Source organism: Methylomicrobium lacus (genome assembly GCF_041897535.1).
Lineage (GTDB): Bacteria > Pseudomonadota > Gammaproteobacteria > Methylococcales > Methylomonadaceae > Methylomicrobium > Methylomicrobium lacus_A.
Genome location: NZ_CP169217.1, coordinates 2,536,526 through 2,561,337, shown reverse-complemented (window position 1 = coordinate 2,561,337; position 24,812 = coordinate 2,536,526). Strand labels below are relative to the sequence as shown.

The following is a 24,812-nucleotide window of genomic DNA, read 5'->3' as shown; positions in this document are numbered from 1 at the left end:
ATTTTCGGCACTGTTTTTATGAGCTAATGCATGGGCAAATCCCGCCAACCATACCCTGATTATCCTAAAAATCGACACCCGGGAGCCCAGGCGACATGAACGATTCGGCGCACGAAAAAAATGTGCCTGCCGAAAGTCCGCACCCTATCGTCGGTATCGGCGCTTCGGCGGGCGGACTGGAAGCGCTAGAGCAGTTTCTGTCGCACGTGCCCGACCACAGCGGCATGGCGTTCGTTGTGATCCAGCACCTCGATCCCAACTACAAGGGCTTGATGCCTGAACTCTTGCAGCGTATCACCCAGATGAAAGTGGCGCAGGCCGCCGAACACATGCCAGTGGAACCCGATTGCGTGTATGTGATTCCGCCGAACAAAGATTTGTCGATCCTGCGCGGCGCGTTGCACCTGCTCGACCCGATCGCGCCGCGCGGCCTGCGTCTGCCGATCGATTACTTTTTTCGCGCCTTGGCCGAGGATCGGCGCGAACGCGCCATCGGCGTCATTCTTTCGGGCATGGGTTCGGACGGCACACTGGGACTGCGCGCGATCAAGGAAAAGGCCGGCCTGGTGCTGGTGCAGTCCCCCGCATCCGCCCAATTTGACGGCATGCCGCGCAGCGCCATCGATAAAGGCTTGGCCGACATCATCGCGCCGGCGGAGGAACTGCCGGACAAGATAGTCTCTTATCTCCGACACCTGCCCTGTGTTGATCATGGCGAGGCAGAACCGATTCTCGAACCCAAACCGCGAAGTGCGTTGGAAGAAGTCGTCACGCTGCTGCGCGTTCGTACCGGTAATGATTTTGCGCTCTATAAGAAAAACACCATACTACGCCGCGTCGAACGGCGCATGGGGCTGCATCAAATCGACGACATGCGCGTCTATGCGCGCTATTTACGCGAAAACCCACAGGAACTGGACCTGCTGTTCAAGGAATTATTGATCGGCGTCACCAGTTTCTTCCGCGATCCTTCGGTGTGGGAGCACATGAAAACCGCTGCCATTCCGGCGCTATTGGCGGCTTATCCGGCAGGTAAGGATCTCCGCGCCTGGGTGCCTGCCTGTTCCACCGGGGAGGAGGCCTATACCCTGGCGATCGTGTTCAAGGAAACGCTGCAGCAACTCAAACTCCAGAGCCGTTTCACGCTGCAAATTTTTGCCACCGACCTCGATGAGAATGCGATCGATCAAGCCCGAAAAGGGAGTTACCCCGGCAACATTGCGGTCGATGTTTCTCCTGAACGCCTGACCCGCTTTTTTGTCGCCGAAGAAAACGGCTACCAGGTCAACAAGGAAATCCGCGAGACGGTGGTTTTTGCGCCGCAGAATATCATCACCGATCCGCCGTTCACCAAGCTGGATATTCTCAGTTGCCGTAATCTGCTCATCTATCTCGGCCCCGAACTGCAGAAAAAACTGCTGCCCTTGTTCCACTATGCGCTGGTTCACCGGGGGTGCCTTTTGCTCGGTAATGCCGAAACCGTCGGCGGTTTTACCGATCTGTTCACGCCTCTCGATAACCAATCGCGGATCTACCTGCGCACCGACAAGTCGTTGCCGGTCGTGGAAGTCGATTTCCCCAAGAAAGATGTTGCCTTGCTGTCGGCCGCCAGGAAAGAAACCAAGGCCATAGGCCCGCCGGCTAATCTGCAAACGTTGGTGGAGCAATTTTTGCTGGAGAATTTCGCACCGGCGGCGGTGCTGATCAATGCCGATGGCGATATCCTCTACATCAGCGGCCGTACCGGAAAATATCTGGAGCCCGCGGCCGGCAAAGCCAACTGGAACATCCATGCGATGGCCCGCGAGGGCTTGCGCCACGGACTGGCAATGGGGCTGAAGAAAGTGCTGAGACAACCGGAAACCGTGCATGTGTCCGGCGTCACGATTGGCTCCGACGGCGGCAAGCAAGCCGTCAATCTGACCATTCAAGCAATCGACAAGCCGGAGGCATTGCGCGGTATGCTGGCCGTGGTATTCAACGAGGTGCAAAAAGCGCGCAAATCATCGAGCCGCAAACAGCAAGCTGAAAATGAGCCGTTGCTGGCGGAACTACATCAAGCGCGCGAAGAACTCCAGACCCTGCGCGAAGAAATGCAAACCTCGCAGGAAGAACTTAAATCGTCCAACGAAGAACTGCAATCCACCAATGAAGAATTGCAGTCGACCAACGAAGAGCTGATGACGTCCAAGGAAGAGATGCAGTCGATGAACGAGGAATTGCAAACCGTCAATACCGAATTGCAATCCAAAGTGGACGAATTGTCGAGAGTCAACAACGACATGAACAATCTGCTCAATAGCATGGAAATCGCGACGGTGTTTCTGGATAACGCGCTCAATATCCGGCGTTTTACCAACCATGCCACCCATCTGTTCAAGCTGATCGCAGGCGATATCGGGCGGCCTTTGTCCGATATCGCCACCGATCTGGACTATCCGCAACTGCATCTTGATGCCCAGGAAGTGCTGAGAACGTTGGTGTTTACCCAAAAACAGATCACCACGCGGGATGGCCGCTGGTATAAAGTGCGTATCATGCCTTATCGCACTCAAGACAATGTGATCGATGGAGTGGTCATCACCTTTATCGACTTCACCGAAACCAAGAAGATGGAAGTGGAGCTGCAGAGAAACCCAAATGAACACAACATCCCTCCCATCTGAAACAGAAGCCGCCGAATTGCGGCGGCGCGCCGAGCAACTCCTGGCGGAACAGAAGCAGCGGATGCCGGACACAACGGACGTTACCGAGCGCTTGCTGCACGAATTGCAAGTCCACAAAATAGAACTGGAAATGCAAAATGAAGAGCTTAGACTCGGGCGTGATCAACTTGAAACCGCGCTGGAACGTTACACCGAACTCTACGATTTCGCCCCGGTCGGCTATTTGACTTTAAATCAATCCGGACGAATTCTCGAAATCAACCTGACCGGGGCCGCGATGTTGAGTCGGGTGCGCTCGGTTATCGTCGGCCGGCCCTTGATCGACTATCTTGATTCCGCGAATAGAGAACGCTTGCGCTGGCATTTGCGCGAGACATTCCGAGAGGCAGGCAAAGTCACCGACGAATTCAAAATAGGACCGACTAATAATTCGACACGGGACATCTTGTTGGTCAGCGTGGCATCGGCTGATCGGGGCATTTGCCACTCGATAATGACCGATATCAGCCAACGCAAACAAATGGACAAAAAAATGCGCGAATTAGCAAACGAGCTAAGAGTGGTCGAAGCGCGCGAACGGCATAATCTGGCCCAAGAACTTCACGATAATTTATGCCAGTTGGTTGCGGTGGCCAAAATCAAGCTATCGCAGTTCTCAAAGACCGAAATAACCGACATCCAGACGCAAAAAATCCAGGAAATTAGCTATCTATTGGAGTCCACGCTCAAGTCAATGAACGCAATGGTGTTTCAATTGAGCCCCCCCATGCTCGATAATTTCGGCTTGTATGCGGCACTCCAAGCATTGGCGGCGGAATTCAAAGAACAGTACGGTTTTGATGTGCACATTATTGACGATGGACTGGAAAAACCGTTACCGCAAGGTTGGAATATCATTCTGTATCGAGCGGTGCGCGAATTACTGATCAATACCATCAAACACGCCGACGTCACGATGGCGGAGGTGGAAATCCGGCGAATCGGCAACGAAATCAGGATTTCCGTGCGCGACAAAGGCAAAGGCTTCGACAATCAGGTATTGGCTAACGGACTCTACGCCAAAGGCTTTGGTTTATTCAGCATCAAAGACCAGCTCGATCAACTGGGCGGCAGCTTAGCGATCGCAACCGTTCCCGGCGAAGGCGCCAACGTGACGTTAGTTTTGCCTATAGCCCTACCCCAGTCTGAGCTACGAGAAGGAGCTTAACCGATGAGCTTACGATTGATCCTGGCCGATGATCACCAGTTGGTGAGGGAAGCCTTGCGGGCCTTGTTGGAAAAAGAAGCGGATCTAACCATTGTGGGAGAAGCCGCCGACGGCCGCGCGTTACTGCAACTAGCTGCCGAATTGCAGCCCGACATGGTGATCATCGATATCAGCATGCCGGACATGGACGGCATTGCGGCAACGCGGCGCTTGCATGCCGATTATCCGTCCATCAAGGTGATCGCATTGTCGATGTTTTGCAACCCCCAATACACGCTGGAGATATTGGCGGCGGGCGCTTCCGCCTACGTTACCAAAGCCTCCGCGGGTGAACATTTATTGCTGGCCATTCACGAGGTAGCCGCTAATAAACGCTATCTATCGCCAAAAATCGCCGCCGTATTGGCTGGAGATTCCGTTCATGCCAAAGCGACGGATTATGTATCTAACTTGGACCGACGTGAACTCGACGTCATGAAACTCTTGGTCGAAGGCCTCACCCCAAGCGAAATTGCAGACCGGTTGCAACTTTCCGAGCTAACCGTCGAAACCGACCAGCGCAATATTTTGCAAAAGCTCAATTGCAACAATCTTGCCGATTTAATCAAATACGCCATCCTTCATGGCCTGACGTTTTTCTGATGCCAACCGACTGAACTTTCCGTGCAGTTCCACCTCTCCATAGACCCGAAGACGGCCCGCCGAGGTCTTTTGGAAAAACATTGACCCACCTCGTAACCGTTCACGCCCCCGAAGCCGAAGGCAAGCAAGCTAAAGCTGGGAATGGCAACCGGAAGGAGACATGCCCCTCCATCACCCCTTGCCAGCAAACCGTCCGCAGGGTCTGATAGACATTGACCTTGAGCCGCTTGCACGTCTCAATCAGGGACAACATCATCGGCCGAAACTGATTGCCCCGATGTGATTGCGTGAAGAAGCTGATTTTCCGCCAAATGACATACGGTCGCAGACTTTGCTCCGCAGCGTTGTTCGTCATCGGCACGCCTTGATATTTCAAAAACGTCCACAGCCGTGGGCTGTCGCGCAAAAGCTTGCGACAGGCGTGGCCGGTGCGCGTATCGCCATGGGTCGTTGCGGTGCGTTCCAGGGTGGCTTGAAAATGTTGGCGTAAGCGCTGCAAACGCCTTCGGTACAGCAAGGATTGGCAACCGCTGTGCTGCCAGCGCTTGCCGCAGTGCACCACCAGGCGGGCCAGGCGCAACAGGTAAGTGCCGTCTTCCCCGGCTTGTCCCGAACGTCCGGAGATTTTCTCCAGGTTGCGGATGATGTGTGCCCAGCAGTACTGATGCCGGTCGGCGTCATAATCGTTGTAAGCGCCGTGCCGGTCGGTGACCAGAATGCCGTCGAAATCGCCCAACAGTTCCCGGGCCGCCTGTTTGCCGCGCGAATAATGGGTCATAAAATAAGCCGCCTGCGGCGTGCTCAAGGACCACAGCCAGTAGCGGCTCTTCCCGCGAAAATGGCTGGTTTCATCGGCGTGAGCCAAGCCCGCGTCACGCACCTGGTCGCCAATCTGTTGGTAGACGGGCAACAGCCAGTCGATCACCGGCGCTTGGGCTTCGCTGATCGCGCCCAAGCTGAAATCCAGCTGCCACTGCTCCGCCAACAGGCTCTCGATTTGACGCAGACTCAAGTGGTATTGGCTGTTCAGCAGACTGATCCAGGCGATCAAGCCGGGGCCCATTTGCCCGCTCGGCACGTCGTCCGGCAAGGCCGCGCGATGACGCGCCTTGCACTGTCTGCAACACCCGCTATAACAACGGTGCTCGACCACTTGGTAACGCACTTCCGGCAAGTCGAAAACTTGATGTCGGCGATAGCCGTCCATGACGACCTCGCCGCCGCAAGCACACTGGCTCTGCGGATAATAATGTTCGATCCGATCCACCGCTGAGGCATCCCAAAGCGCGTTCGTGCTTGCCATGCCCCGGCTGCGCGCCTTTCGCACGCCCGGTCGGTTTTTTCGACGGCCGCTCTGCGCGTTGCTTGGGGCTGTCTTGCGACGGCGGCTTTGAGGAGTTCTCCGAATGCGTATTGAGCTGCTCTTCCAGCTCCGCTTGCCGTTTTTGCAGTTCGACCAAAAGCTGCCACAGCGCGGCAATGAGCTGCTGCGCTTCTTCGAGGCTCTGCGGGACTGGCGCCGGTTGACTGAGATCGATAACGAGTTTTGACATATCGCAATTTTCTAACAAGCGGCCGGGCTTTGGCAAGGGCGTGAACGGTTACCCCACCTCAAAGAACAGTACTTAGCTTCAAGCGGTCCCGCGATCAGCATCAACAAACCCGCAATCTTTCCGGCTTAGCGGTTATTTATGCCCAAATAAGTCATCCCCTTCGAGCGGGGAAGCTTATCGCATAAGCTTGACGGTTACTCCACAAATTTTGAACTTACCAATCACTGCCTCGTCCAATCTGTCAACCATTATTATTCTGACTGTAATTAAATAATATAACTTTCGCAGGCATGGTATGATGCATTACTCGATCTTGTCCGAATGTTTATTTAAACGGTCAGGGTTTTCCGTAATTAATAAATAGCAAGAGGACAATATGAAAAAAATTACATTGATCGGCGCCGCTTTATTGGGTCTTTTAAGCGCTCCGGTATTTGCCGAAGAGCATGCGGATGCGGCGTTGGAACATACCAATATGGCGGTTCAGTACGGAAAAGCCGAACACAATTCAGTTTTGGTCACGCACGCAAAAGAAGCCTTGACCCATGCTAAAGTCGCCGTCGAACTCGCAAATGGCGAATCTAAAACGCATCTGGAAGCAGCGATAAAGTCACTGGAGTCGGCTATAGACCACGGCAAAATGAAAGGCAAGGAGCATGGAAAGTTGGCGACCAAAGCCGCCGAAGCCGCCGCAGCACACATTAAAGCCGCCAATCAGTAATATCATTTTGTAAAATATTGAATTTGCGCCTAGAGGCGCAATGAGATAATAAAAACCCTATAAGCTTTTTGCTTATGGGGTTTTTTATGTTTAGCGGTTGTAATTCATTACTGGGCGGATAGTAATATCTATTTTTGAGTGCGTTAATCTTAATGATTCGCCGCCACTCTCTTTGCCGTAAACCACGACATCCTCATCAATAAACTTGTTTTGCTGATCGATGATCCGCTGTAATTACGCTTTATTGAAAGGTTAGAAAGCCCCCTGCCGCCCCGCCCATAGGGTTATGGACCGGCCCCGGAAAAAGCGGCCTTATACATTAATTGAGACCACCCCGCCCACCGGAACTTGCCGGCCGAATTAAAGATTTATAAATTTCCTCGGCCTCCTTCAAAACAGTTACAGCGCCGGAAGTATCGCCGTCGCGGGCCAGACGGCGGGCATTGGCGATAGCCCTTGAACCGCGCTGCGCCTTGACTTCAAATGAGCCGCCAAAAATATCTTTTGAAGACTGCGAGGCCGACTTCATGTGTTCTTGAGCCGTATTCTGCTCATTCGCAGCCAGCGCTTTTCGGGCCTCTTCAAGATGGGCAATGGTCGCGTTGATCCTTTGGGCCATAACGCCTTCTTCGACTCCGGCTTTGCCGACATTTCCAGCGGATAGCGATAAAACCAGAAAACCGGAAACCAGCCATGCTTTGATTGCATTCATCATTTTACCCTCCTACGACGAGTTAATTTACCCCCTCAAAAAGCAACTTGCGCTTCCCAAGAGTCAACTCCGGTGCATAATGTTTGAGGACATAACAGAAATTGATAGGGACGAAACCCCTCGGTTTTTTAAAACTATCCATTTGACCTAAACATAGCGATTTGATTCGATGCACGAGCAAATCATAACCCTGTGCAATTTATGCCCGACATTTCTAGTCCAAAATCGAGGGAACTATCGGTTTCTCGACTATCGCAAAACAATAGATCGCATTACCAAAGGCATATAGAGCCTCGGCACAGGTTAAAAATCGTATGAGTACAGCCCCGTTAACACTTCGCGTGGAATGTGATGCCGACTACCAGGGCGAGGAAACGCCGCGGCGTATTTTTCTGGCCGATAAAGCGATTGAAATTGAAGACGTGATCGACCGCTGGCTAGCTCCCGAATACCGTTATTTTAAAGTGCGTGCAGGCGATAACGATATCTACATCCTGCGCCACGATCTATTAACGCAGCGATGGGAGCTGACGATGTTCCAAAGCGGGAAGTATGATGGCAGTCGCTTGTCGTCAAGTTGAAGGCAAGCACAACTTGATGTCCTCATCGCGATGCCGTCAAGACGCGCCAGCGTCGCGAGACGGGACGCTGGCGCGTCCGAGCTGGGTTCCCCCATGGCATAGGGGAACCCGAAAAAAATGGACGCAATGCCGTTGAGGACAGCAGCTAACTCCGGAATGAATTTAGCCGCGGTCCACGCAGGCTATTTTTTGAAATGATTGACGATGGTGCGGCCGCCCGAGATGACCAGATCGGGATACTCAAGCAGTTTGAAGCGTTCGAACGGATTCCCGCGCACGGCGATCATATCGGCGGGCGCATTCGGCGACAGCGTGCCCAACAGCGGCATGCCGAGATTTTCCCCGGCTTTGGAGGTCGCCGCCTTGAATACGTTCAGCACGTCCGTAAAGTCGATCGACGCGCCGCTGGTCAAATGCAGCATCATATGCATTTCCTCGCCGTTGATGCCCCAGGGCACGTTGTCGTGACCTATTTCCGAACCGTACAAAATACCGGCGCACTTCCCCGGCGTGGCGGTTTCGCATGCCGCGATCTTGGCAGCGAGCTGCGCGGTATTCGAATGCACCCCCATGCCGTCTTTCACGCAGGACGACAGCGTATCGATGGTCGAGACGAATTTCAAGCCTTCGGTCTTCGCCGCCTGCTCCAACAAAGCGGGATCGATCGCGGCACAGGGCATATGGGCGAACTCATCGACGCCGGCGGCAAGCGCGCGCTCAAAACCGGTATCCTCGCCGACATGCGCGATCACGCGCCGGTCAAGCGCATGCGCCTTGACCACGATCGCATTGACGATGTCCAGGGAAAGCAGGTTCCAGGGCGCGATCGGCACCGGCTGATCGCCGTGCGGCATCATCCACGGCGCGCCGGGTTCGCCGCCGGGCTCCAGCGCGATCTTGATCGCGGTCGCCCCGCCATTGACCAGTTGCTGCACGACGGCCTCGGCTTCGGCCGCGGACGCGACCGGGTAGCCCACCTGATCCAGCCCTCCCGCGCCGCCGCCGAACACGTTCAGCGGGTAGCCGCCGGGCGCCTGCAGGATCGGGCCGGCGCTCAGCAACCGCAAAATGCCGCCGCCTCCTGTCGGCGCCAGCAAGCGTCCGCCGGTGTCCTGAACGGTCGTGATGCCATGTTCAAGCACCTTGATTTTATTCACGTTTTGGAAGGTGACATGGGCGTGCGACTCGATAAAGCCGGGCAAAATGGTCGCATCGCCCAGATCAATCCTGCGTCCGCACTGCTTCTTCAACTGCGCCAGCGTCCCGACCTGCATGATTCTGTCTTTTTTGATCAGGACGGCGGCATCGGTGCGCAGTTCAAAGCCGTCAAACACGCGCGCCGCCGTATACAGCGCGCAGCGGGGAGGCTTGGGTATCTTAACGTCAGCAGCCGATGCATGATCTTCGCCATCGTGAGCGAGGGCGCTACCGCCGAGTCCCTGCGCCAGGATCAATGCCATCCCCAGCCTCATCAGGCCGGGTAAACGCTTTGTTTTTTTCATTTTGTCTCCAGATTGTTTTCCTTTATCCCGCCATCGCCAGGTCGACTTGCGGATTTGACCCGCCCGATGGCCCTTGGGGATAATACCGATGAACCGGGCCGCCATCCACGCGCATTCCTATGGCAAACGGAGTATTTCGTATGCGAAACGTAACCCGCCGGAATCAGGAGCGATAATGAGAGAAACGAGAGGATGGAGCATCAGAGCCGACGATCTGCCGGCGCATTTCGAACGGCAAAGCCATTGCCTGCGCCAAGCCTTGCCGGACGACGTGGGCGTCGGCCATTCCGACATATTCCAGCTTGACCGGGATTTGACGTGCATCGAAACCCGCTACACCACGGTGAGGTACTTGGTCATCTTGAGCCAAATAGAGAGCGTGGAGCCGCGACTGGTGGTGACGCTGGGCTTGCAAGGGCAATCCCGTTTTAGCGGCAAGCGGGGCGAGGAGGTCGTGTTTCGTGAAGGCTACACCACGATAACCGCCTTTAATTCGAGCCTTGGCGAGAGACGATACGAAAGCGCTAAGCCGGTGACGCAGCTGCGCCTTGCGCTCAGTAAATCCTGGCTCGAAAGATACTTCGGAGAGAACAAAACCGAGCGGCTGTTCCGTAAAGGCGGCATTCTCATCGCAAGTCATCGGCCTACCGCGCCGCCTGGCCTGATCGCCGCGCAGCAGTTGCTGATGCCCAATACACGCGGCGAATTCGGGACGCTATTCAGGCATGCGCAGGCGCTGTCGATACTGACATCAGAACTCGACCCGCTGTTCGAGGATGAAAGTCAAGGCTCCGCCCGCTTCGGCCCTCAAGATAAAATCATCGCTACCCGGGCGCGCGATATTCTTTTCGCTGAATTCCGCACGCCGCCCTCGGTCGAAGCCTTGTCCAGACGGGTGGGGACGAATCAATTCAAGCTGAAGCAATTGTTCCGCCATTTTTTTAACGACACGCCTTATGGCGTATTGCTGGCCATCAGGATGGATAAAGCCTATCAGTTGTTGAAATCCTCGCGCTGCCATGTCGGTGTCGCCGCCGACTTTGTCGGCTACCGGCACGCCAGCAACTTCAGCGCGGCATTCATCAAACATTTCGGGGTTTCGCCGAAGAGCGTCGCGAAGCATTGATACGGCAAACTGCCTCGATGAGGCGGAGCGAAAGCGGGGGTTATGGCCTAAATTTCCCGCGATTTCGCAAAGCCGCATCGAGGCTCTCTGCCATTTATTAGATCAATTGGAGCAGGCACTGGAATTGCGCTCTTGGCCAGGATACAGGCTAGATTCCTGCGCCGGCGCGCCCCTCGCACTTTACCCTCTGTTAGGGATCAATTCCTGTTCCGCCTCAAGCCAATCCTCCAGCTCATGGCCCGGCTCGAAGCCCCTTCTTTCTGCCTTGTAATAGGCAAGTTCGGCAATCCTCGCCGTATCGTCCGACGGATCGGGCATAATCCCCGCTTCAGCGGAAGCCAAAATTTCGGTGTTTTGATGGATATTGATTTCACTCGGTTTCATGGTGTTTTCCTCTAAAGTCTGTTCGCCAAAACTCAAAACCGATGCCGCACGGCTAAATCAATCGCGTGAGGTAACGGCATGCTTTCTGCCCCCAAAAACCCTTGCCATCCGAATCGTAAAGCCGCGGCAAAAGAATCAAATGCGCGTCATTTCTTGCTTTGAATCGTCCTTACTATGACGTCTTCTGGCTTCCTGCTTTATTTTTATGCTGTCCGTAACCAGTTTTAGTATTCTTACCGGCGCTTTAAGTTCAAAAGCGCGCCGGGGAATGAACCCGGCAGGCCGCGGATTGTCCTTATCCATGAACAACATGACGAGGGCGACATAATGACTAACGACATTCAAGAATACCGCGGCAAAAAGGTTGTCATCCGTTTCGATGCGGCCAAATGCATCCATTCGCGCCATTGCGTGCTGGGAAACCCGAAGGTTTTTATCGCGAACGCCCCGGGCGAATGGATAAACCCGGATGCGGCCTCCCCGGAAGAGATCGCCGCACTGTTGCGCACGTGCCCGTCAGGGGCACTGACCTACGAACGCCTGGACGGCGGCGAACCCGAGAGTGCGCCGCTGGTCAATAGCGTGCACTTGCGGGAAAACGGCCCGCTGGCGTTTCACGCCGACATGGAGATTCAGGGACACGGCACGTGTTATCGCGCCACCCTGTGCCGGTGCGGCGCCTCTAAAAATAAACCGTTTTGCGACAGCAGTCATGTCGCGGTGAATTTCGTTGCGACCGGAGAGCCGCCCACCATAGAGTCGGAAACGCTGCTCGATCGCGCCGGAAGACTGACCATTACCCCGAACCCCAACGGTCCCTTGCAAGTCGAAGGCAATCTCGAAGTGTGTTCCGGAACCGGCAGGACCCTGATCCGAACGCAGAAAACCTGGCTCTGCCGCTGCGGCTCGTCGCAAAACAAACCCTATTGCGACGGGACGCATCGTAAGATAGGTTTTACCGCCTGAAATGCGGCTTGATTCCGGCTAGCCCGAAGCCAAGGCATCGACGACGGATGATCCGGACATGGGCCATAGCGGCATGAGCGAAATTAGCGCGCGACAATTGCAGACTCACGTCGAGGCACTGGCCGGGGTGATCGGCGAGCATAATGTGTTTCATCCCGAGGCGCTCAAGGCCGCGGCCGACTATATCATCGAACAATGGCGGCGGCAGGGTTATCGCGTCGGCCAGCAAGGCTACCGGGTCAAAGGTCTTGATTGCAACAACCTGGAAGTGACCTGTCCCGGAACCCAGCGGAGCGATCAAGTGATTCTGATCGGCGCGCATTATGATTCGGTCTGGGGCAGCCCCGGCGCGAACGACAACGGCAGCGGCGTGGCCGCGTTATTGGAGCTCTCGCGCCGGTTCAGGGACGCGCCGCCGGCGGTCAGCCTGCGTTTCGTCGCCTTCGTGAATGAAGAGCCGCCGTTCTTCTACTGGGGCAAGATGGGCAGCATGATTTACGCGCAGGCGGCCAAACGGCGCGGGGCCCCTATCCGTTACATGGTTTCTCTCGAAACGATTGGCTATTATTCGAGTCAACCCGGCAGCCAGCATTATCCGCCCTTACTGAGCTATTTTTATCCGGACACCGGCAATTTCATCGCCTTCGCTTCGAATCTCGGCTCTCGCCGCGTGATGCGGCATTGCGTCGAAAACTTTGCCAAGGGTTGCGACTTTCCGGTGCAATCGATCGCCGCGCCGGCCGTGGTTCCGGGCATTTCCTGGAGCGATCATCTGGCGTTCTGGCGGCACGGTTTTGCAGCCTTCATGATTACCGACACGGCGCCTTATCGTTACCCTTATTACCACACGTCCGAAGATACGCCCGACAAACTCGATTATCTTTCGTTTGCCAGGGTCGCTAACGGGCTGTTCTCGATGTTAGCCGCCGAGCGGTAACGGGTATGTCGGAATGAGGTGATACGATAGACAACCCCGAGCTCTTGTCATTTCCGCCGGCTATCCTTCCCTGACTTCGGAACAGCCGTAAAGAAACAGCCGCGTCGCCTGCCGCGCCCAGCTTTCGATTTCGGCCTCGGTCGGCGTGGTTTCCAGGCCGAGTTGCAGTTTCTGAAAACGCTCGTTGCGCAGTCCGCTGAGGAACTGGTCGGCCAGGATGTGCGGATCGATCGGGGCGAAATGTCCCGCCTGCTGATGCCGGGCGAAAAATTGCGCCAGACGTTCGAGCGTACGCTGCGGGCCTTGTTCGTAAAATTGCGTCGCAAGGTCCGGGAAACGCGGCGACTCGCCGATCAGGATCGCACGCATGCGCACCACGTCGGGGCGGGTGATCCGGTACAGAAACTCCCTGGCGAAGGCGACGAGCGCGGCTTCCGGGGGGCTGTCGAAAGACAGGATTTCGGAAAACTGATCGCTGCAGCGCCGGACCAGCGCGCCGAACAAACCGGCTTTGCCGCCGAACTGGCTGTAGATCGTCCGCAACGAGACCCGCGCATCCTTCGCGATGGCTTCCATGCTGAGATTGCCGTAGCCGTGTTCCAGAAAAAGCGTCAGCGCCGTATCCAGCACCCGGTCGCGGCTTAAAAGCTCGCTGCCCTTGGCGGGACGTCCGCATTTAATCATAGTGTCGTGTACTCAAAAAAATTTGACTTAGGCCAGGAATAATCATAACCTACAATAAATGGTAATGTATATTACCATTTTAAATCCCCCTTACGGACAATAAACGGATGATCCAGAACACCAGCAGCCCGGCCGTTATGCATCGCAACAGTCCATCCATCGCCTTATCCTCCGAGACAGTCGGCGGCCCTGTTTTTTTCCTGAATCTATCGCTGCGCCGCGCGCTGCTGACAGGTCTTGCGGCGATCGCCCTGGCCGGCACCCTAGGCTGCCAACAAGCCGAAGCGCCAACCGGCAAGCCGCCCGAAGGACCGCCGCCGAACATCAAAATCGCGCAGCCCTTAAGCCAGGATGTGACCGAATGGGACGAATATACCGGCCGCATCGAAGCGGTCGAGTCGGTCGAGATACGCGCCCGGGTCAGCGGCTATCTGGACAAGGTCAACTTCAGGGACGGCGAGAAAGTCAAAAAGGGCGACCTGCTGTTCGTGATCGATCCCCGGCCCTTCAAGGCCCAACTGGCCTATGCGGCGGCGGAACTGGAGCGGTTCAGATCCCGTAAGGAACTGGCGGCCAACGATATGGCGCGAGCCGAAAATCTGTTCAAGGTCAAGGCGATTTCGAAGGAAGAATTCGACGCCCGCCAGAAAGGGCTGCGCGAGGCCGCGGCGGCGGTCGAATCCGCGTCCGCCAATGTCGAAACCGCCCGGCTGAATCTCGAATTCACCCAGGTGCGCGCGCCGATCGACGGACGCATCGGCCGGGAATTGATCACCGAGGGCAACCTGGTCAAAAACGACGACACGCTGTTGACGACGATCGTGTCCACCGACCCGGTCTATGTCTATGTCGATGCGGACGAACGCGCGGTCTTGAAGTACCGCCGGCAAATGCGGCAGAACGGCGGGCGCGAGGCCGGCATCGCGGGCACGCCGGTCGAACTGGCGCTGACCGATGAGGACAATTTTCCGCACAAGGGCGTTCTCGACTACATCGCCCCCCGCGAGGATAGCGCGACCGGCACGGTCACGCTGCGGGGCGTTTTCGCGAATGCCGACGAATTACTGAGCCCCGGTTTTTTCGCCCGCCTGAGGGTGCGCGCCGGCGAACCTTATCCCGCCTTGCTGCTGCCCGACCGGGCGATCGGCACCGACCAGGCTCAACGTTTCGTCTGGGTAACGAACCAGAACAATCAAGTGGAATACCGCAAGGTCGAACTCGGCGCGCATATCGGCCAGTCGCGCGTGATCAGCAACGGCCTGAAAGCCGAGGACTGGGTCGTGGTCGAAGGCCTGCAAAAGCTCAGGCCCGACATCAAGGTCAACCCCGAGCGAATCTCGCTCGCCGAGCCGTCAAAAGGACACTAGGCCATGGATCGCTTCACGCATTTCTTTATCGACCGGCCGATCTTTGCCTCGGTGTTGTCCATCCTGATCGTGCTGGTCGGCGGGCTGGCGCTGATCACACTGCCGATCGCCCAATACCCGGAGATCGCGCCGCCCACCGTCGTGATCAGCGCGGTTTATCCGGGCGCGAACGCCAAGGTGGTCGCCGAAACGGTCGCGACGCCGATCGAGCAGGAAGTCAACGGGGTCGAAGACATGCTCTACCTGTCTTCCCAGTCGACCAACAGCGGCAGCATGGCGCTGACGGTGACCTTCAAGCCGGGCACGAGCCTCGACAAGGCCCAGGTGCTGGTGCAAAACCGGGTCGCTCTGGCAGAACCCAGGCTGCCCGAGGAAGTGCGGAGGCAGGGCGTCAGCGTCAAGAAGCGCAGCCCGGACCTGAGCCTGGTCGTCAACCTGATCTCCCCGGACAAGCGCTATGACAGCGTTTACCTGAGCAATTACGCGCTGTTGCAAATCAAGGATATATTGGCGCGGCTTCCCGGCGTCGGCGAGATTCTGGTGTTCGGCGCCCGCGACTACAGCATGCGCCTGTGGCTGAATCCCGAGCAGGTCGCCGCGCGTAACCTGACCGCGAGCGACGTGGTCAACGCGATCCGCGAGCAGAACATTCAGGTCGCGGCCGGGGTGATCGGCCAGCAACCGTCGAAGGAAAACACCGATTTCCAATATACGGTCAGTACACTGGGGCGGCTAATGGAAGCCGAACAGTTCGCCGATATCGTGATCAAAAAAGGCGCGGACGGCCAGGTGACCCGGCTGAAGGACGTGGCCCGCATCGAACTCGGCGCCAAGGACTACAACTCCGGCCTGTTCCTGGACGGCGAGCCGACCGTCGGCCTCGCGATCTTCCAGCTGCCGGGCTCGAACGCCCTGGACACCAAGAAGGCGGTCGTCGAGGCGATGGAGAAACTGAAGACCCGCTTCCCCGAGGGCCTCGAATACAACATGGTCTACGACACGGTCGTGTTCGTGCAGCAGTCGATCGACGCGGTGGTCAAGACGCTGTTCGAGGCCCTCCTGTTGGTCGTGATCGTGGTCGTGGTGTTCCTGCAGAACTGGCGCCCGGCAATCATTCCGCTGCTGGCGGTGCCGGTGTCCCTGATCGGCACCTTCGCGGTGATGGCCGCGCTGGGCCTGTCCTTGAACACCTTGTCGTTGTTCGGCCTGGTGCTGGCGATCGGGATCGTCGTGGACGACGCGATCGTGGTCGTCGAAAACGTCGAGCGCCATATCGCGCTCGGCCTGAAAGCCAGGGAAGCGGCGCGCAAGGCGATGTCGGAAGTGGTCGGCCCGATCATCGCGACCGCGCTGGTGCTGGTCGCGGTATTCGTGCCGACCGCCTTCATCACCGGCGTCTCGGGCGCTTTCTACAAACAGTTCGCGCTGACGATCGCGGTGTCGACGGTGATCTCGGCATTCAATTCGCTGACGCTGAGCCCGGCCCTGTGCACCGTGCTGCTGGACCGGGCGCACGGAGACAAGGACAAGCTGACGCGCCTGATCGATCGCCTGTTCGGCTGGTTCTTCGGCGGCTTCAACCGGTTTTTCGACCGCTTCAGCGCCGGCTACGCGCGCCTGGTCGGCCGGCTGATCCGGATGACCGCCGTCGTGCTGGCGCTTTATATTGGGCTGAACGGACTGAACTTCCTGGCCTTCGAAAAGGTGCCGACCGGCTTCATTCCGCAGCAGGACCAGGGCTATCTGATCCTGTATGCGCAGTTGCCGGATGCCGCCTCGCTGGCCCGCACCCAGGCCGTGGTGCGGCAGGCGACGCGCATCGTGCTGGACACCGAAGGCGTCAAGCACTTGAATGCCTACGCCGGCTTTTCGATCCTGAGCGGGGCCAGCCAGTCCAATGTCGCGACGATGTTCGCCCGACTCGATGATTTCGATCAGCGCGCGGGCCGGCCCGATCTGCATGCCGATGCGGTCGTCAAAAAGCTGCAGCAGCGTCTCGCCACGGTCCAGGATGCCTATATCGCGGTGTTTGCGCCGCCGCCGGTCCGGGGCATGAGTGCGGTCGGCGGCTTCAAGCTGCAAATCCAGGACCGCACCAACGCCGGCATTGACGTACTGCAGCAAGTTAACACGGAGATGATCGCCAAGGGTAATCAGCAACCGGGCCTGGTCGGCCTGTTCACGACCTTCCGCTCCGGCGTGCCGCAGTTGTTTCTGGATGTCGATCGCACGCGCGTCAAGTCGATGGACGTGCCGTTGAAGGATGTGTTCGACACCCTGCAGATTTACCTGGGTTCGCTCTATGTGAACGACTTCAACGCCTTCGGACGCACCTATCAGGTCGTCGCCCAGGCCGATTCGGAATTCCGGATGCAGCCGTCGGACATCAGCGAACTGAAGACCCGGAACGCTAAGGGCGGCATGGTGCCGCTCGGCTCGCTGGTCGATGTGAAGGCGATTACCGGGCCGGACAAGATCACGCGCTACAACATGTATCCGGCCGCCGAAATCAACGGCAGCACCTTGCCCGGCGTCAGCTCCGGCCAGGCGATCGAGATGATGGACAGGCTCCTGAACGCGGAACTGCCGCCCGGCTTCGGCTTCGAATGGACCGAGCTGAGCCTGCAGCAGGTGCTGGCCGGCAATGTCGCGATGCTGGTGTTTCCGCTCAGCGTGATTTTCGTGTTTCTGGCGCTCGCGGCCCAGTATGAAAGCTGGTCGCTGCCGTTCGCGGTGATCCTGATCGTGCCGATGTGCATCCTGTCCTCGATGGCCGGCATCTGGCTGCGCGGCATGGACAACAACATCTTCACCCAGGTCGGTTTCATCGTGTTGGTGGGGCTGGCCAGCAAAAACGCGATTTTGATCGTCGAGTTCGCGAAACGCCGGCAGGAAGAAGGCCTCGACCGCTTCGAGGCCGCGATCGAGGCCTCCGGCATCCGGCTGCGCCCGATCCTGATGACCTCGTTCGCGTTCATCATGGGCGTGTTTCCGCTGGTGATCGCCGAAGGCGCCGGCGCCGAATCGCGCCGGCTTTTGGGCACCGCGGTGTTCAGCGGCATGGCCGGCGTGACCCTGTTCGGCCTCTTGTTGACGCCGGTCTTCTATGTGACCGTGCAGGCGCTGGCGCAGCGACTGGCATCGTCAAAACATAAAACCGGCCCCGTGCCGGCCGATCCATCTTCATCCGGCTCAGACTCATGATTCAACCTATCTCACTGCGCGCACCGAGGTATTTACCTAGCCGCCTTTTCGCGCTCGCCATCGCAGGCGCAGCCGCACTGGGCGGCTGCGCGGTCGGACCCGACTACCAGAGGCCGGCAACGGCAACGCCGCCCGCCTTCGCGAACGCCGAGCATAACGAATATTCCGGACAGGCGACGCAAAAAGACTGGTGGAAGCTGTTCAACGACAGCGAACTGAACGCTCTGATCGATCAGGCCCTGCGCCACAATTACGACCTGAAGAGCGCGCTCGCGAACCTGCGCGAAGCCCGGGCGCTGTATCTGGAAGCCGGCCTGAACCTGGCGCCGATCATCAGTTCGCACGCCAATTACACCGATCAGAAGCGCAGCGTCGGCGCGTTGAACAATCGGGCCTTCGTGCCGCGTGATCTGAAACTTTACAGCACCGGTTTCGATGCGTTCTGGGAAGTCGATTTCTTCGGCCGCGTGCGCCGCGACATCGAAGCCAGCAGCGACGAAGTCGAGGCCCAGAAAGCCAGCCTGCAGGATCTTAGCGTCAGCGTGATCGCCGAGGTCGCCCGCAACTATTTCGAATTGCGCGGCCTGCAGAACCAGCTCGAAGTGGCCCGAAGAAACGCCGACAACCAGACGCGAACGCTGGACATTACCCGCGCCAAACTCGAAATCGGCCGCGGCACCGAGCTGGATACGTCCAGGGCTTCGGCGCAACTGGATTCGACCCGGGCAACCATTCCGCTGATCGAAACCGGGATCAAAAGCGCGATACACCGGCTTGACGTGCTGACCGGCCAAACGCCCGGCGCGCTCACCGCGAAACTGTCGAAGCCTGCGCCGATCCCGAAGCTGCCGGCAACGATCGCTATCGGCAACCCGGCCGAGCTGCTGCGCCGTCGTCCGGACATTCGCATCGCCGAACGCACGCTGGCCGCCGCGACCGCCCGCATCGGCGTCGCCACCGCCGACCTGTTTCCGCGCGTGACTTTCGTCGGCACCCTGTCGCTGGAAGCCAGCACGCTTTCGGGCCTCGGCGCGGCCGGTGCCGACGCCTATTCGGCCGGTCCTCGCATCAGCTGGGCGGCGCTGGATTTGGGCCGGGTCTATGCCCGCATCAAGGCCGCCGACGCCCAAGCCGAGGCCAATTTGGCGGCATACGAACAGACCGTGCTGAATGCACTGGAGGAAACCGAAAATGCCCTGGTCGCCTATAACCAGGAACGCAGCCGGCGGGCGCTGCTGGCCTCGGCGGCCGAGGCCAGCGAAAAGGCGCATCAGTTGGCCCATTTGCGCTTCACCGAGGGCATAACCGATTTTCTGACCGTGCTGGATACCGAATTACGCTTGCTGCAGGATCAGCGCCAGTTGGCGCAGAGCGAAACCGCAGTGGCGACCGCGTTGATCGCGGTCTACAAAGCCCTGGGCGGCGGCTGGGAAACGCTTACGGCGGCAAAATGATGCCCGAGCTAGCCTGGGCTCGAATCCTCCGGAAGCCGGTAGGCCGGCATTTCGATGGCGGCCACGTCCGTGCCGAGCATCACGCAAGTGCCTTGATAGCGATCTTCGCCGGTTGCCGAAAATTCGAAGGTAAAACGCCGCTGCAGGCGCATTTTCCCGGTCTTATCGCGCGCCAGGGCGCAGCGGTTCAAGGCGATATAGTCGTCCAGCATTTGCACACCGTAAAGCCGGCACTGCCGCCGCGTCGCCGCGAAAGCGATTTCCTTGACTTGTTGCGCGTGGCGCCAGTACAGATACGCGGCGATCAAAATGACAATGGAAACGATATCGGCTTGCATGGGGTCGGATCAGCGGGATTAGTGTTTGTCAGCGAAACGCCAATTGTACTAAGATTGGCCGAAATGTTGATCGGTTAACTGGACCTGGGGATCGCCGACGCCCAGCCCAGGGATGCGATGAACCCCGATTTACCCAAATTTCCCGGCAATTTCTGGTAAGCCAGAGAAAAGGATACTTATGCACTCACCCCTCAGTACCGTCGAAATCAAACCCACCGCGGAGCACCGCTATTCGATCATCTGGCTGCACGGTCTCGGCGCCGACGGCCATGACTTCGAATCGATCGTGCCCGAGCTCAGGCTGCAGGCCGAGGCTAACATCCATTTCATTTTTCCCGAAGCGCCTTATCGCCCGGTCACGATCAACGGCGGCATGACCATGCGCGCCTGGTTCGACATTCTCGAACTATCCCGCGACTTGAAGGCGGATGTTGCCGGCATTTATGACTCCAGCCGAGCCATCGAGCAGCTGATCGAGGCTGAAATCGCCAAGGGCATCCCCCCGGAACATATCCTGTTGGCCGGTTTTTCGCAGGGCGGCTCGATCGCTCTGCATGCAGGCCTCTGCCATTCACGAAGATTGGCCGGCATCGTGGCGCTGTCGACCTTCCTGCCGACCCTCGGACAAATGGATGACGTTCGCTCCGCCGCCAATCAGGATATGCCGGTCTTGATCGCGCACGGCATCCTCGATTCGGTCGTTGCGGTCGAACTGGGCAAGAAAACCAGCGATCAACTGCTGGACTGGGGCTATCCTGTCGAATGGTGCGACTTCATGATGGACCATTCGGTATGCATCGAGGAAATCGAACGCATTGCCCGCTTTATCAATGCCATCTTCCGGTAAACGCCAGGGATGCCGGAGCAAGTCTGAATGAATACCTGATGTTACATCATTGTCCACAAAAATCCCGAAAGGCTCGAAAAATTTCATAGCGCAATGGGCTCAACCAAGGCTTTCGGGTAGCGGCCGAGATTGACCATTACACGCCTCAAACACGGCACCTTGTGTTTTGTAACACGCTTTGTCCTTGTACCCAATTTGCCCCATCCATTTTTTCGCGTCTTTCGGGTTTTTCATGGATATTTTGTCAACCCCATCTTCCTATACCTGAGTCAAGTGAAAACGTGACCATTTTGATCTCCCGCCGCTTCGATAGACTGATTGTCAATCTGAAATAAAAAGCGTATAAGGTTATCTTAAGAATATAAAACGGTCATCACACCACCCTTCATCGGTGCCGATAAGTCCGCCGCTTTATGCATTCTGTCGGTTGTTCCAAATGACTGAATTGATACGGGGAGCGCTTTATGAAGTACATCCGGTTTGCCGTTTGCCTCAGCCTCGCTCAGCTGACGGTTTCTCCCGCCACAGCTGCAAATCCCACCAGCGCAGAGCTGACGTTGCAATCGAAACAGCAGCTTATCGGCATGCGCGAAGCGCTGGGGCTCGACGAGAATCACTCCTTTCAGTTGCAAAGCCTCGAGCAGGACCCGCTGGGACAGACCCACGTCCGTTTTGACCAGCTTTACCACGGCGTGCGCATCTGGGGGGGTGAAGTGATCACACACAGGCTGGCTAGCGGAGAGGAACTGCCTCCAACTTCCGCACTGCAGCAGGACATCCATGTCGACATCACACCGAAACTTTCCGCCACCGAGGCGTTGAGCGTCGTCAAGGCCGACCTAGTTCCCCGCTCCGAATTCGTCCACACACCCACCATCGAACTGGTGATCTATCCTGAAACGGCGAACCAGGTACTGCCAAGCAAGTCGCTTGTCCCCGAAAATCAATTGAATGCCGAAGATTTCGTTACCGAAACCAAGGGCTATCAACTGGCCTACTACGTGCATACCGAGCTTGAGAGTCCGGGCGATACCCGGCATACAGACTATCTGGTGAATGCACACACGGGGCAGATCATCGAGAAATGGGATAGCCTGCAAACGGCGGAATCCCTTGGCGACGGCAAGAGCCAGTACAGCGGCGCCGTCAGCCTTAATACCAATAGCGTCAGTATGGGCCACGAGCTCCGCGATCTGACCCGGCCTGTCAGGGGCGGCAACGTGATCTACAACCTCGATCACGCCACTGAGGGCACCGGCGCCCTCTATGTGGATCCCGACAATAGCTGGGGCGACGGCAGCAATTTCAAGGAGGATCCCGAATCCACGACCTCCGCTAACGGGCAGACCGCCGCGGTGGATGCGGCTTTCGGGATACAGGCAACCTGGGACATGTACAAGAACGTGTTCGGGCGTAACGGTATCGATGGCCTGGGCAGCCCGACCTATGCGCGCGTGCACTACGATTTCGCCTACGATAATGCGTTCTATTCGGACTATTGCAAGTGCATCACCTACGGCGACGGCACCAAACTGCAGACGCTGACCTCGCTCGATGTCGCGGCCCATGAATTTTCCCATGGGGTTTGTTCGACCACGGCGGGCCTTATTTACAATAAAGAGTCCGGCGGCCTGAACGAAGCCAACTCCGACATCATGGGAGCGATGGCTGAATTCTATACGCGGGGAGCCGGCGGCAAGGGCAGCGCGATTCCCGACACCGGGGGGACCTGGACGCAAGGCGAACAGATCACGACGCCCGCCTATCCCCTGAAGATGCGTTTTCTCTACAAGCCCAGCAAGGACGGCAACAGCGCCGACGCCTGGAGCCCCACCCTAAAAAACCTGAACGTGCATTACAGCTCGGGCCCGATGAATCGCGCCTTTTATTTCCTGAGCCAGGGTGCAACCCCGACGGGAGAGACATCTTCTGCCTTCTTGCCGCAAGGCATGACCGGCATCGGCAACGATAAGGCCGCCAAAATATGGTTCCGCGCCTTGACCGCCTACATGACGTCCTCCACCGATTACGCGGGCGCCCGAATAGCCCTAATCCAGGCGGTACGAGACCTGTTTCCGATTTCAGGCCCCGAGGAGATTGCCGTATGGAACGCCTTTGCCGGCATCAATGTCGGCATGCCATGGTCCGGCCCCGATACGCCACCTACCGTCACGGTCAGCGAAAGTGGGGACAAGGAAATGATCTCATTCAGCGCCACCGCCGTTGATGACAAGGGGGTGGTAAAGGTCGAATTCCTGCTCGATGGCGCTCTGGTGGGCTCAAGCACACAAGCCCCCTATGCGATGACCTATGATTCCCTGTTGCAGGATGACGGGATGCACACGCTGGTCGCCAAGGCTACCGATACCACGGGCCAGTACACCAACGCATCGATGTCCTTTACCATCGCCAACGGACAGATGATCCGCAACGGGAGTTTTGAGAAGGGTTATGGCGTGGGCTGGTCGAATACCTCGGGCATGCAGATTGGCGCCATCCTGGGTCAAACCGCTTTTGATGGCACCAAGATGGCCAAGTTCTGCGGCACCGGCTCAAAAATGAGCGTCAGCCTGTACCAATCGGTCACCATTCCGGCCGATGCCGCACAGGCCACCCTGAGCTACGCCCTGCACATCGAAACCAAAGAGGGGACTACGGGCGATGCCAACGATTCCTTATCCGTGCAACTCCGGGAAAGTTCCGGGGCCATCCTGAAAACCCTGGCAACTTACACCAATCGGGATGCGACCCCGGGCTATAAGGTCTTCAGCCTCGATCTGGCCGCCTACAAAGGCCAGACCGTGCAGCTTTATTTCGTGGGCGCAGAGGATGCCGCACTCGCAACGGGCTTCATCCTGGACAAGGTAAACCTGATCGTAAAAAATGGCGGTGACGGTGGAGGTGACAAGGAGTCACCTATCGTCAACACCAGCGTGAACGGAAGTAGCGGCACCATCACCTTCTCTGCCATGGCCACCGATAACGCCGGCGTGACCCAAGTAGAGTTCTACCTGGATGGTGTTCTCAAGGGCACAGACGCTTCATCGCCATACAGCCTATCCCTTGTCAGCACGGCGTTGTCCAATGGCTCGCACACCTTGGTAGCCAAGGCCTATGATGCGGCGAACAATGTTGGAATATCACCCCCCGTCACCTTCTCGGTCGCCAATCCCGGAGCAGACGCTGAGCCTCCGGTCATTTCCGTCAGTGAGAGCGGCAGTAGCGGCACCATTACCTTCAATGCCACGGCGACCGATAATGTCGGTGTCGGCAAGGTGGAATTCTATGTGGACAATACCTTAAAAGGTCTGGACACAGCGCCCCCTTATAGCCTGTCGCTGGATTCAACCTCCTTGAGCGACGGCAGTCACATGCTGGTCGGTAAGGCCTACGATGCGGCAGGCAATATCGGGACATCAGAGGGTATCGTCTTTTCGGTCAGTAACAACTTGCCTACAACCTCCTACAACGAGGTCGAAAACAATGGCATCCCCCGCCTTGCGAATGGCATCGCCGACACCGTCATGAAGATCACCGGCTATATCGGCACGTCTACCGATCAGGACTATTTCAGGATCAGTGTCCCTGCAAGCCGCGCCGTGACGGTCAAGATGACCGGTCCTGCGAAAGACTACGACCTCTATCTCTTGAACAGTTCCGGCAACACGTTGAGAACCAGCGCCGATATAGGTTCCACCGAATCCGTGACTTTTACAAACTCCGGCACGTCTGCCGCAACCTATTTCATCAAAGTGGCCGCATTCGGCGGCGCCTACACAACGACCACACCCTATACCCTGGTTCTGAGTCGATGAAACGTGACCGTGCTAAAAATGGCGCCATTAGGCGGAAATTTGGGAGCGGTTAACAGCCTTGAAGGTTAGCGGTGATTGCGGCTTCGAAAATCAATCGGAATTGAGG

Annotated in this window: 20 protein-coding genes and 1 pseudogene; 14 read left to right on the top strand and 7 right to left on the bottom strand. The window is 57.3% G+C overall.

Annotation, left to right across the window (positions count from 1 at the left end):
* The first annotated feature begins 95 nt into the window (after positions 1–95).
* Genes ACEPPP_RS11265 through ACEPPP_RS11255 form a run of 3 tightly spaced genes read left to right on the top strand, consistent with a single transcriptional unit; the run spans position 96 to position 4,515 of the window.
* Positions 96–2,666 (top strand): chemotaxis protein CheB, encoded by a 2,571-nt coding sequence (locus tag ACEPPP_RS11265; protein WP_374086733.1) that lies wholly within the window; start codon positions 96–98, stop codon positions 2,664–2,666.
* Entirely contained in the window at positions 2,641–3,873 is a 1,233-nt protein-coding gene (locus ACEPPP_RS11260; RefSeq protein WP_374086731.1) for an ATP-binding protein, read from the top strand. Before ACEPPP_RS11265 ends, ACEPPP_RS11260 begins: the two co-directional genes overlap by 26 nt.
* Positions 3,874–3,888: 15 nt before the next feature.
* Positions 3,889–4,515, top strand: coding sequence for a response regulator (locus tag ACEPPP_RS11255; RefSeq protein WP_374086729.1), 627 nt, complete (start codon positions 3,889–3,891; stop codon positions 4,513–4,515).
* A gap of 100 nt (positions 4,516–4,615) precedes the next feature.
* Here ACEPPP_RS11255 and ACEPPP_RS11250 read toward each other — a convergent pair whose 3' ends face one another.
* On the bottom strand, positions 4,616–5,818 hold the full coding sequence (locus tag ACEPPP_RS11250) for an IS66 family transposase (protein WP_374086727.1): 1,203 nt from the start codon (positions 5,816–5,818) through the stop codon (positions 4,616–4,618).
* A 43-nt stretch (positions 5,819–5,861) separates the two neighbouring features.
* Positions 5,862–5,975 (bottom strand): annotated as a pseudogene (locus ACEPPP_RS11245) (DUF6444 domain-containing protein); the annotation flags it as partial.
* Here ACEPPP_RS11245 and ACEPPP_RS11240 point away from each other — a divergent pair.
* Positions 5,922–6,065 carry a hypothetical protein gene (locus tag ACEPPP_RS11240; RefSeq protein ID WP_374090960.1) on the top strand — a complete coding sequence of 48 codons (144 nt, stop codon included), beginning with the start codon at positions 5,922–5,924 and terminating at the stop codon, positions 6,063–6,065. The pseudogene ACEPPP_RS11245 and the gene ACEPPP_RS11240 sit on opposite strands and share 54 nt — an antisense overlap.
* 379 nt (positions 6,066–6,444) lie before the next feature.
* Positions 6,445–6,789 (top strand): small metal-binding protein SmbP, encoded by a 345-nt coding sequence (gene smbP, locus ACEPPP_RS11235; RefSeq protein ID WP_374086725.1) that lies wholly within the window; start codon positions 6,445–6,447, stop codon positions 6,787–6,789.
* A 319-nt stretch (positions 6,790–7,108) separates the two neighbouring features.
* Here the strand turns inward: smbP and ACEPPP_RS11230 are convergent, their stop codons facing one another.
* Positions 7,109–7,504 carry a hypothetical protein gene (locus ACEPPP_RS11230; RefSeq protein ID WP_374086723.1) on the bottom strand — a complete coding sequence of 132 codons (396 nt, stop codon included), beginning with the start codon at positions 7,502–7,504 and terminating at the stop codon, positions 7,109–7,111.
* A gap of 311 nt (positions 7,505–7,815) precedes the next feature.
* Here ACEPPP_RS11230 and ACEPPP_RS11225 point away from each other — a divergent pair, with 311 nt between their 5' ends.
* Complete coding sequence (locus tag ACEPPP_RS11225; RefSeq protein ID WP_374086721.1) at positions 7,816–8,082, top strand: hypothetical protein; 267 nt, start codon at positions 7,816–7,818, stop codon at positions 8,080–8,082.
* Positions 8,083–8,264: 182 nt separating this feature from the next.
* On the opposite strand, the gene ACEPPP_RS11220 is transcribed toward ACEPPP_RS11225, so the two are convergent.
* Complete coding sequence (locus tag ACEPPP_RS11220) at positions 8,265–9,584, bottom strand: amidohydrolase family protein (protein ID WP_374086719.1); 1,320 nt, start codon at positions 9,582–9,584, stop codon at positions 8,265–8,267.
* Between the two features lie 175 nt (positions 9,585–9,759).
* Here ACEPPP_RS11220 and ACEPPP_RS11215 point away from each other — a divergent pair, with 175 nt between their 5' ends.
* Positions 9,760–10,710, top strand: coding sequence for a helix-turn-helix transcriptional regulator (locus ACEPPP_RS11215; protein WP_374086717.1), 951 nt, complete (start codon positions 9,760–9,762; stop codon positions 10,708–10,710).
* A 180-nt stretch (positions 10,711–10,890) separates the two neighbouring features.
* Here ACEPPP_RS11215 and ACEPPP_RS11210 read toward each other — a convergent pair whose 3' ends face one another.
* Complete coding sequence (locus tag ACEPPP_RS11210) at positions 10,891–11,094, bottom strand: DUF2934 domain-containing protein (RefSeq protein WP_374086715.1); 204 nt, start codon at positions 11,092–11,094, stop codon at positions 10,891–10,893.
* 327 nt (positions 11,095–11,421) lie between these two features.
* On the opposite strand from ACEPPP_RS11210, the gene ACEPPP_RS11205 reads away from it, so the two are divergent.
* Together ACEPPP_RS11205 and ACEPPP_RS11200 are read left to right on the top strand one after the other, a co-directional pair.
* The gene (locus ACEPPP_RS11205) at positions 11,422–12,060 is read left to right on the top strand and encodes a CDGSH iron-sulfur domain-containing protein (RefSeq protein ID WP_374086713.1); all 639 of its coding nucleotides are present in this window, start codon (positions 11,422–11,424) and stop codon (positions 12,058–12,060) included.
* Between the two features lie 73 nt (positions 12,061–12,133).
* Entirely contained in the window at positions 12,134–12,997 is an 864-nt protein-coding gene (locus ACEPPP_RS11200; RefSeq protein WP_374086712.1) for a M28 family peptidase, read from the top strand.
* A 60-nt stretch (positions 12,998–13,057) separates the two neighbouring features.
* Here ACEPPP_RS11200 and ACEPPP_RS11195 read toward each other — a convergent pair whose 3' ends face one another.
* The gene (locus ACEPPP_RS11195; RefSeq protein ID WP_374086710.1) at positions 13,058–13,681 is read right to left on the bottom strand and encodes a TetR/AcrR family transcriptional regulator; all 624 of its coding nucleotides are present in this window, start codon (positions 13,679–13,681) and stop codon (positions 13,058–13,060) included.
* 107 nt (positions 13,682–13,788) lie between these two features.
* Between ACEPPP_RS11195 and ACEPPP_RS11190 the strand changes: the two genes are divergently transcribed.
* The 3 genes from ACEPPP_RS11190 to ACEPPP_RS11180 are packed head-to-tail and all read left to right on the top strand — an operon-like array spanning position 13,789 to position 19,706.
* A complete protein-coding gene (locus ACEPPP_RS11190; protein WP_374086706.1) occupies positions 13,789–15,048 on the top strand; it encodes an efflux RND transporter periplasmic adaptor subunit in 1,260 nt (419 codons plus the stop codon).
* 3 nt (positions 15,049–15,051) lie between these two features.
* Complete coding sequence (locus ACEPPP_RS11185) at positions 15,052–18,252, top strand: efflux RND transporter permease subunit (protein ID WP_374086704.1); 3,201 nt, start codon at positions 15,052–15,054, stop codon at positions 18,250–18,252.
* The gene (locus ACEPPP_RS11180; protein ID WP_374086702.1) at positions 18,249–19,706 is read left to right on the top strand and encodes an efflux transporter outer membrane subunit; all 1,458 of its coding nucleotides are present in this window, start codon (positions 18,249–18,251) and stop codon (positions 19,704–19,706) included. The genes ACEPPP_RS11185 and ACEPPP_RS11180 overlap by 4 nt, the downstream gene beginning before the upstream one ends.
* Before the next feature lie 8 nt (positions 19,707–19,714).
* Here the strand turns inward: ACEPPP_RS11180 and ACEPPP_RS11175 are convergent, their stop codons facing one another.
* Entirely contained in the window at positions 19,715–20,044 is a 330-nt protein-coding gene (locus ACEPPP_RS11175) for a DUF3301 domain-containing protein (RefSeq protein ID WP_374086700.1), read from the bottom strand.
* Between the two features lie 178 nt (positions 20,045–20,222).
* On the opposite strand from ACEPPP_RS11175, the gene ACEPPP_RS11170 reads away from it, so the two are divergent.
* Together ACEPPP_RS11170 and ACEPPP_RS11165 are read left to right on the top strand one after the other, a co-directional pair.
* Positions 20,223–20,891 carry an alpha/beta hydrolase gene (locus tag ACEPPP_RS11170; RefSeq protein ID WP_374086698.1) on the top strand — a complete coding sequence of 223 codons (669 nt, stop codon included), beginning with the start codon at positions 20,223–20,225 and terminating at the stop codon, positions 20,889–20,891.
* Between the two features lie 464 nt (positions 20,892–21,355).
* Positions 21,356–24,706, top strand: a complete 3,351-nt coding sequence (locus tag ACEPPP_RS11165) for an Ig-like domain-containing protein (protein WP_374086696.1) — start codon at positions 21,356–21,358, stop codon at positions 24,704–24,706.
* Positions 24,707–24,812 lie beyond the last annotated feature (106 nt).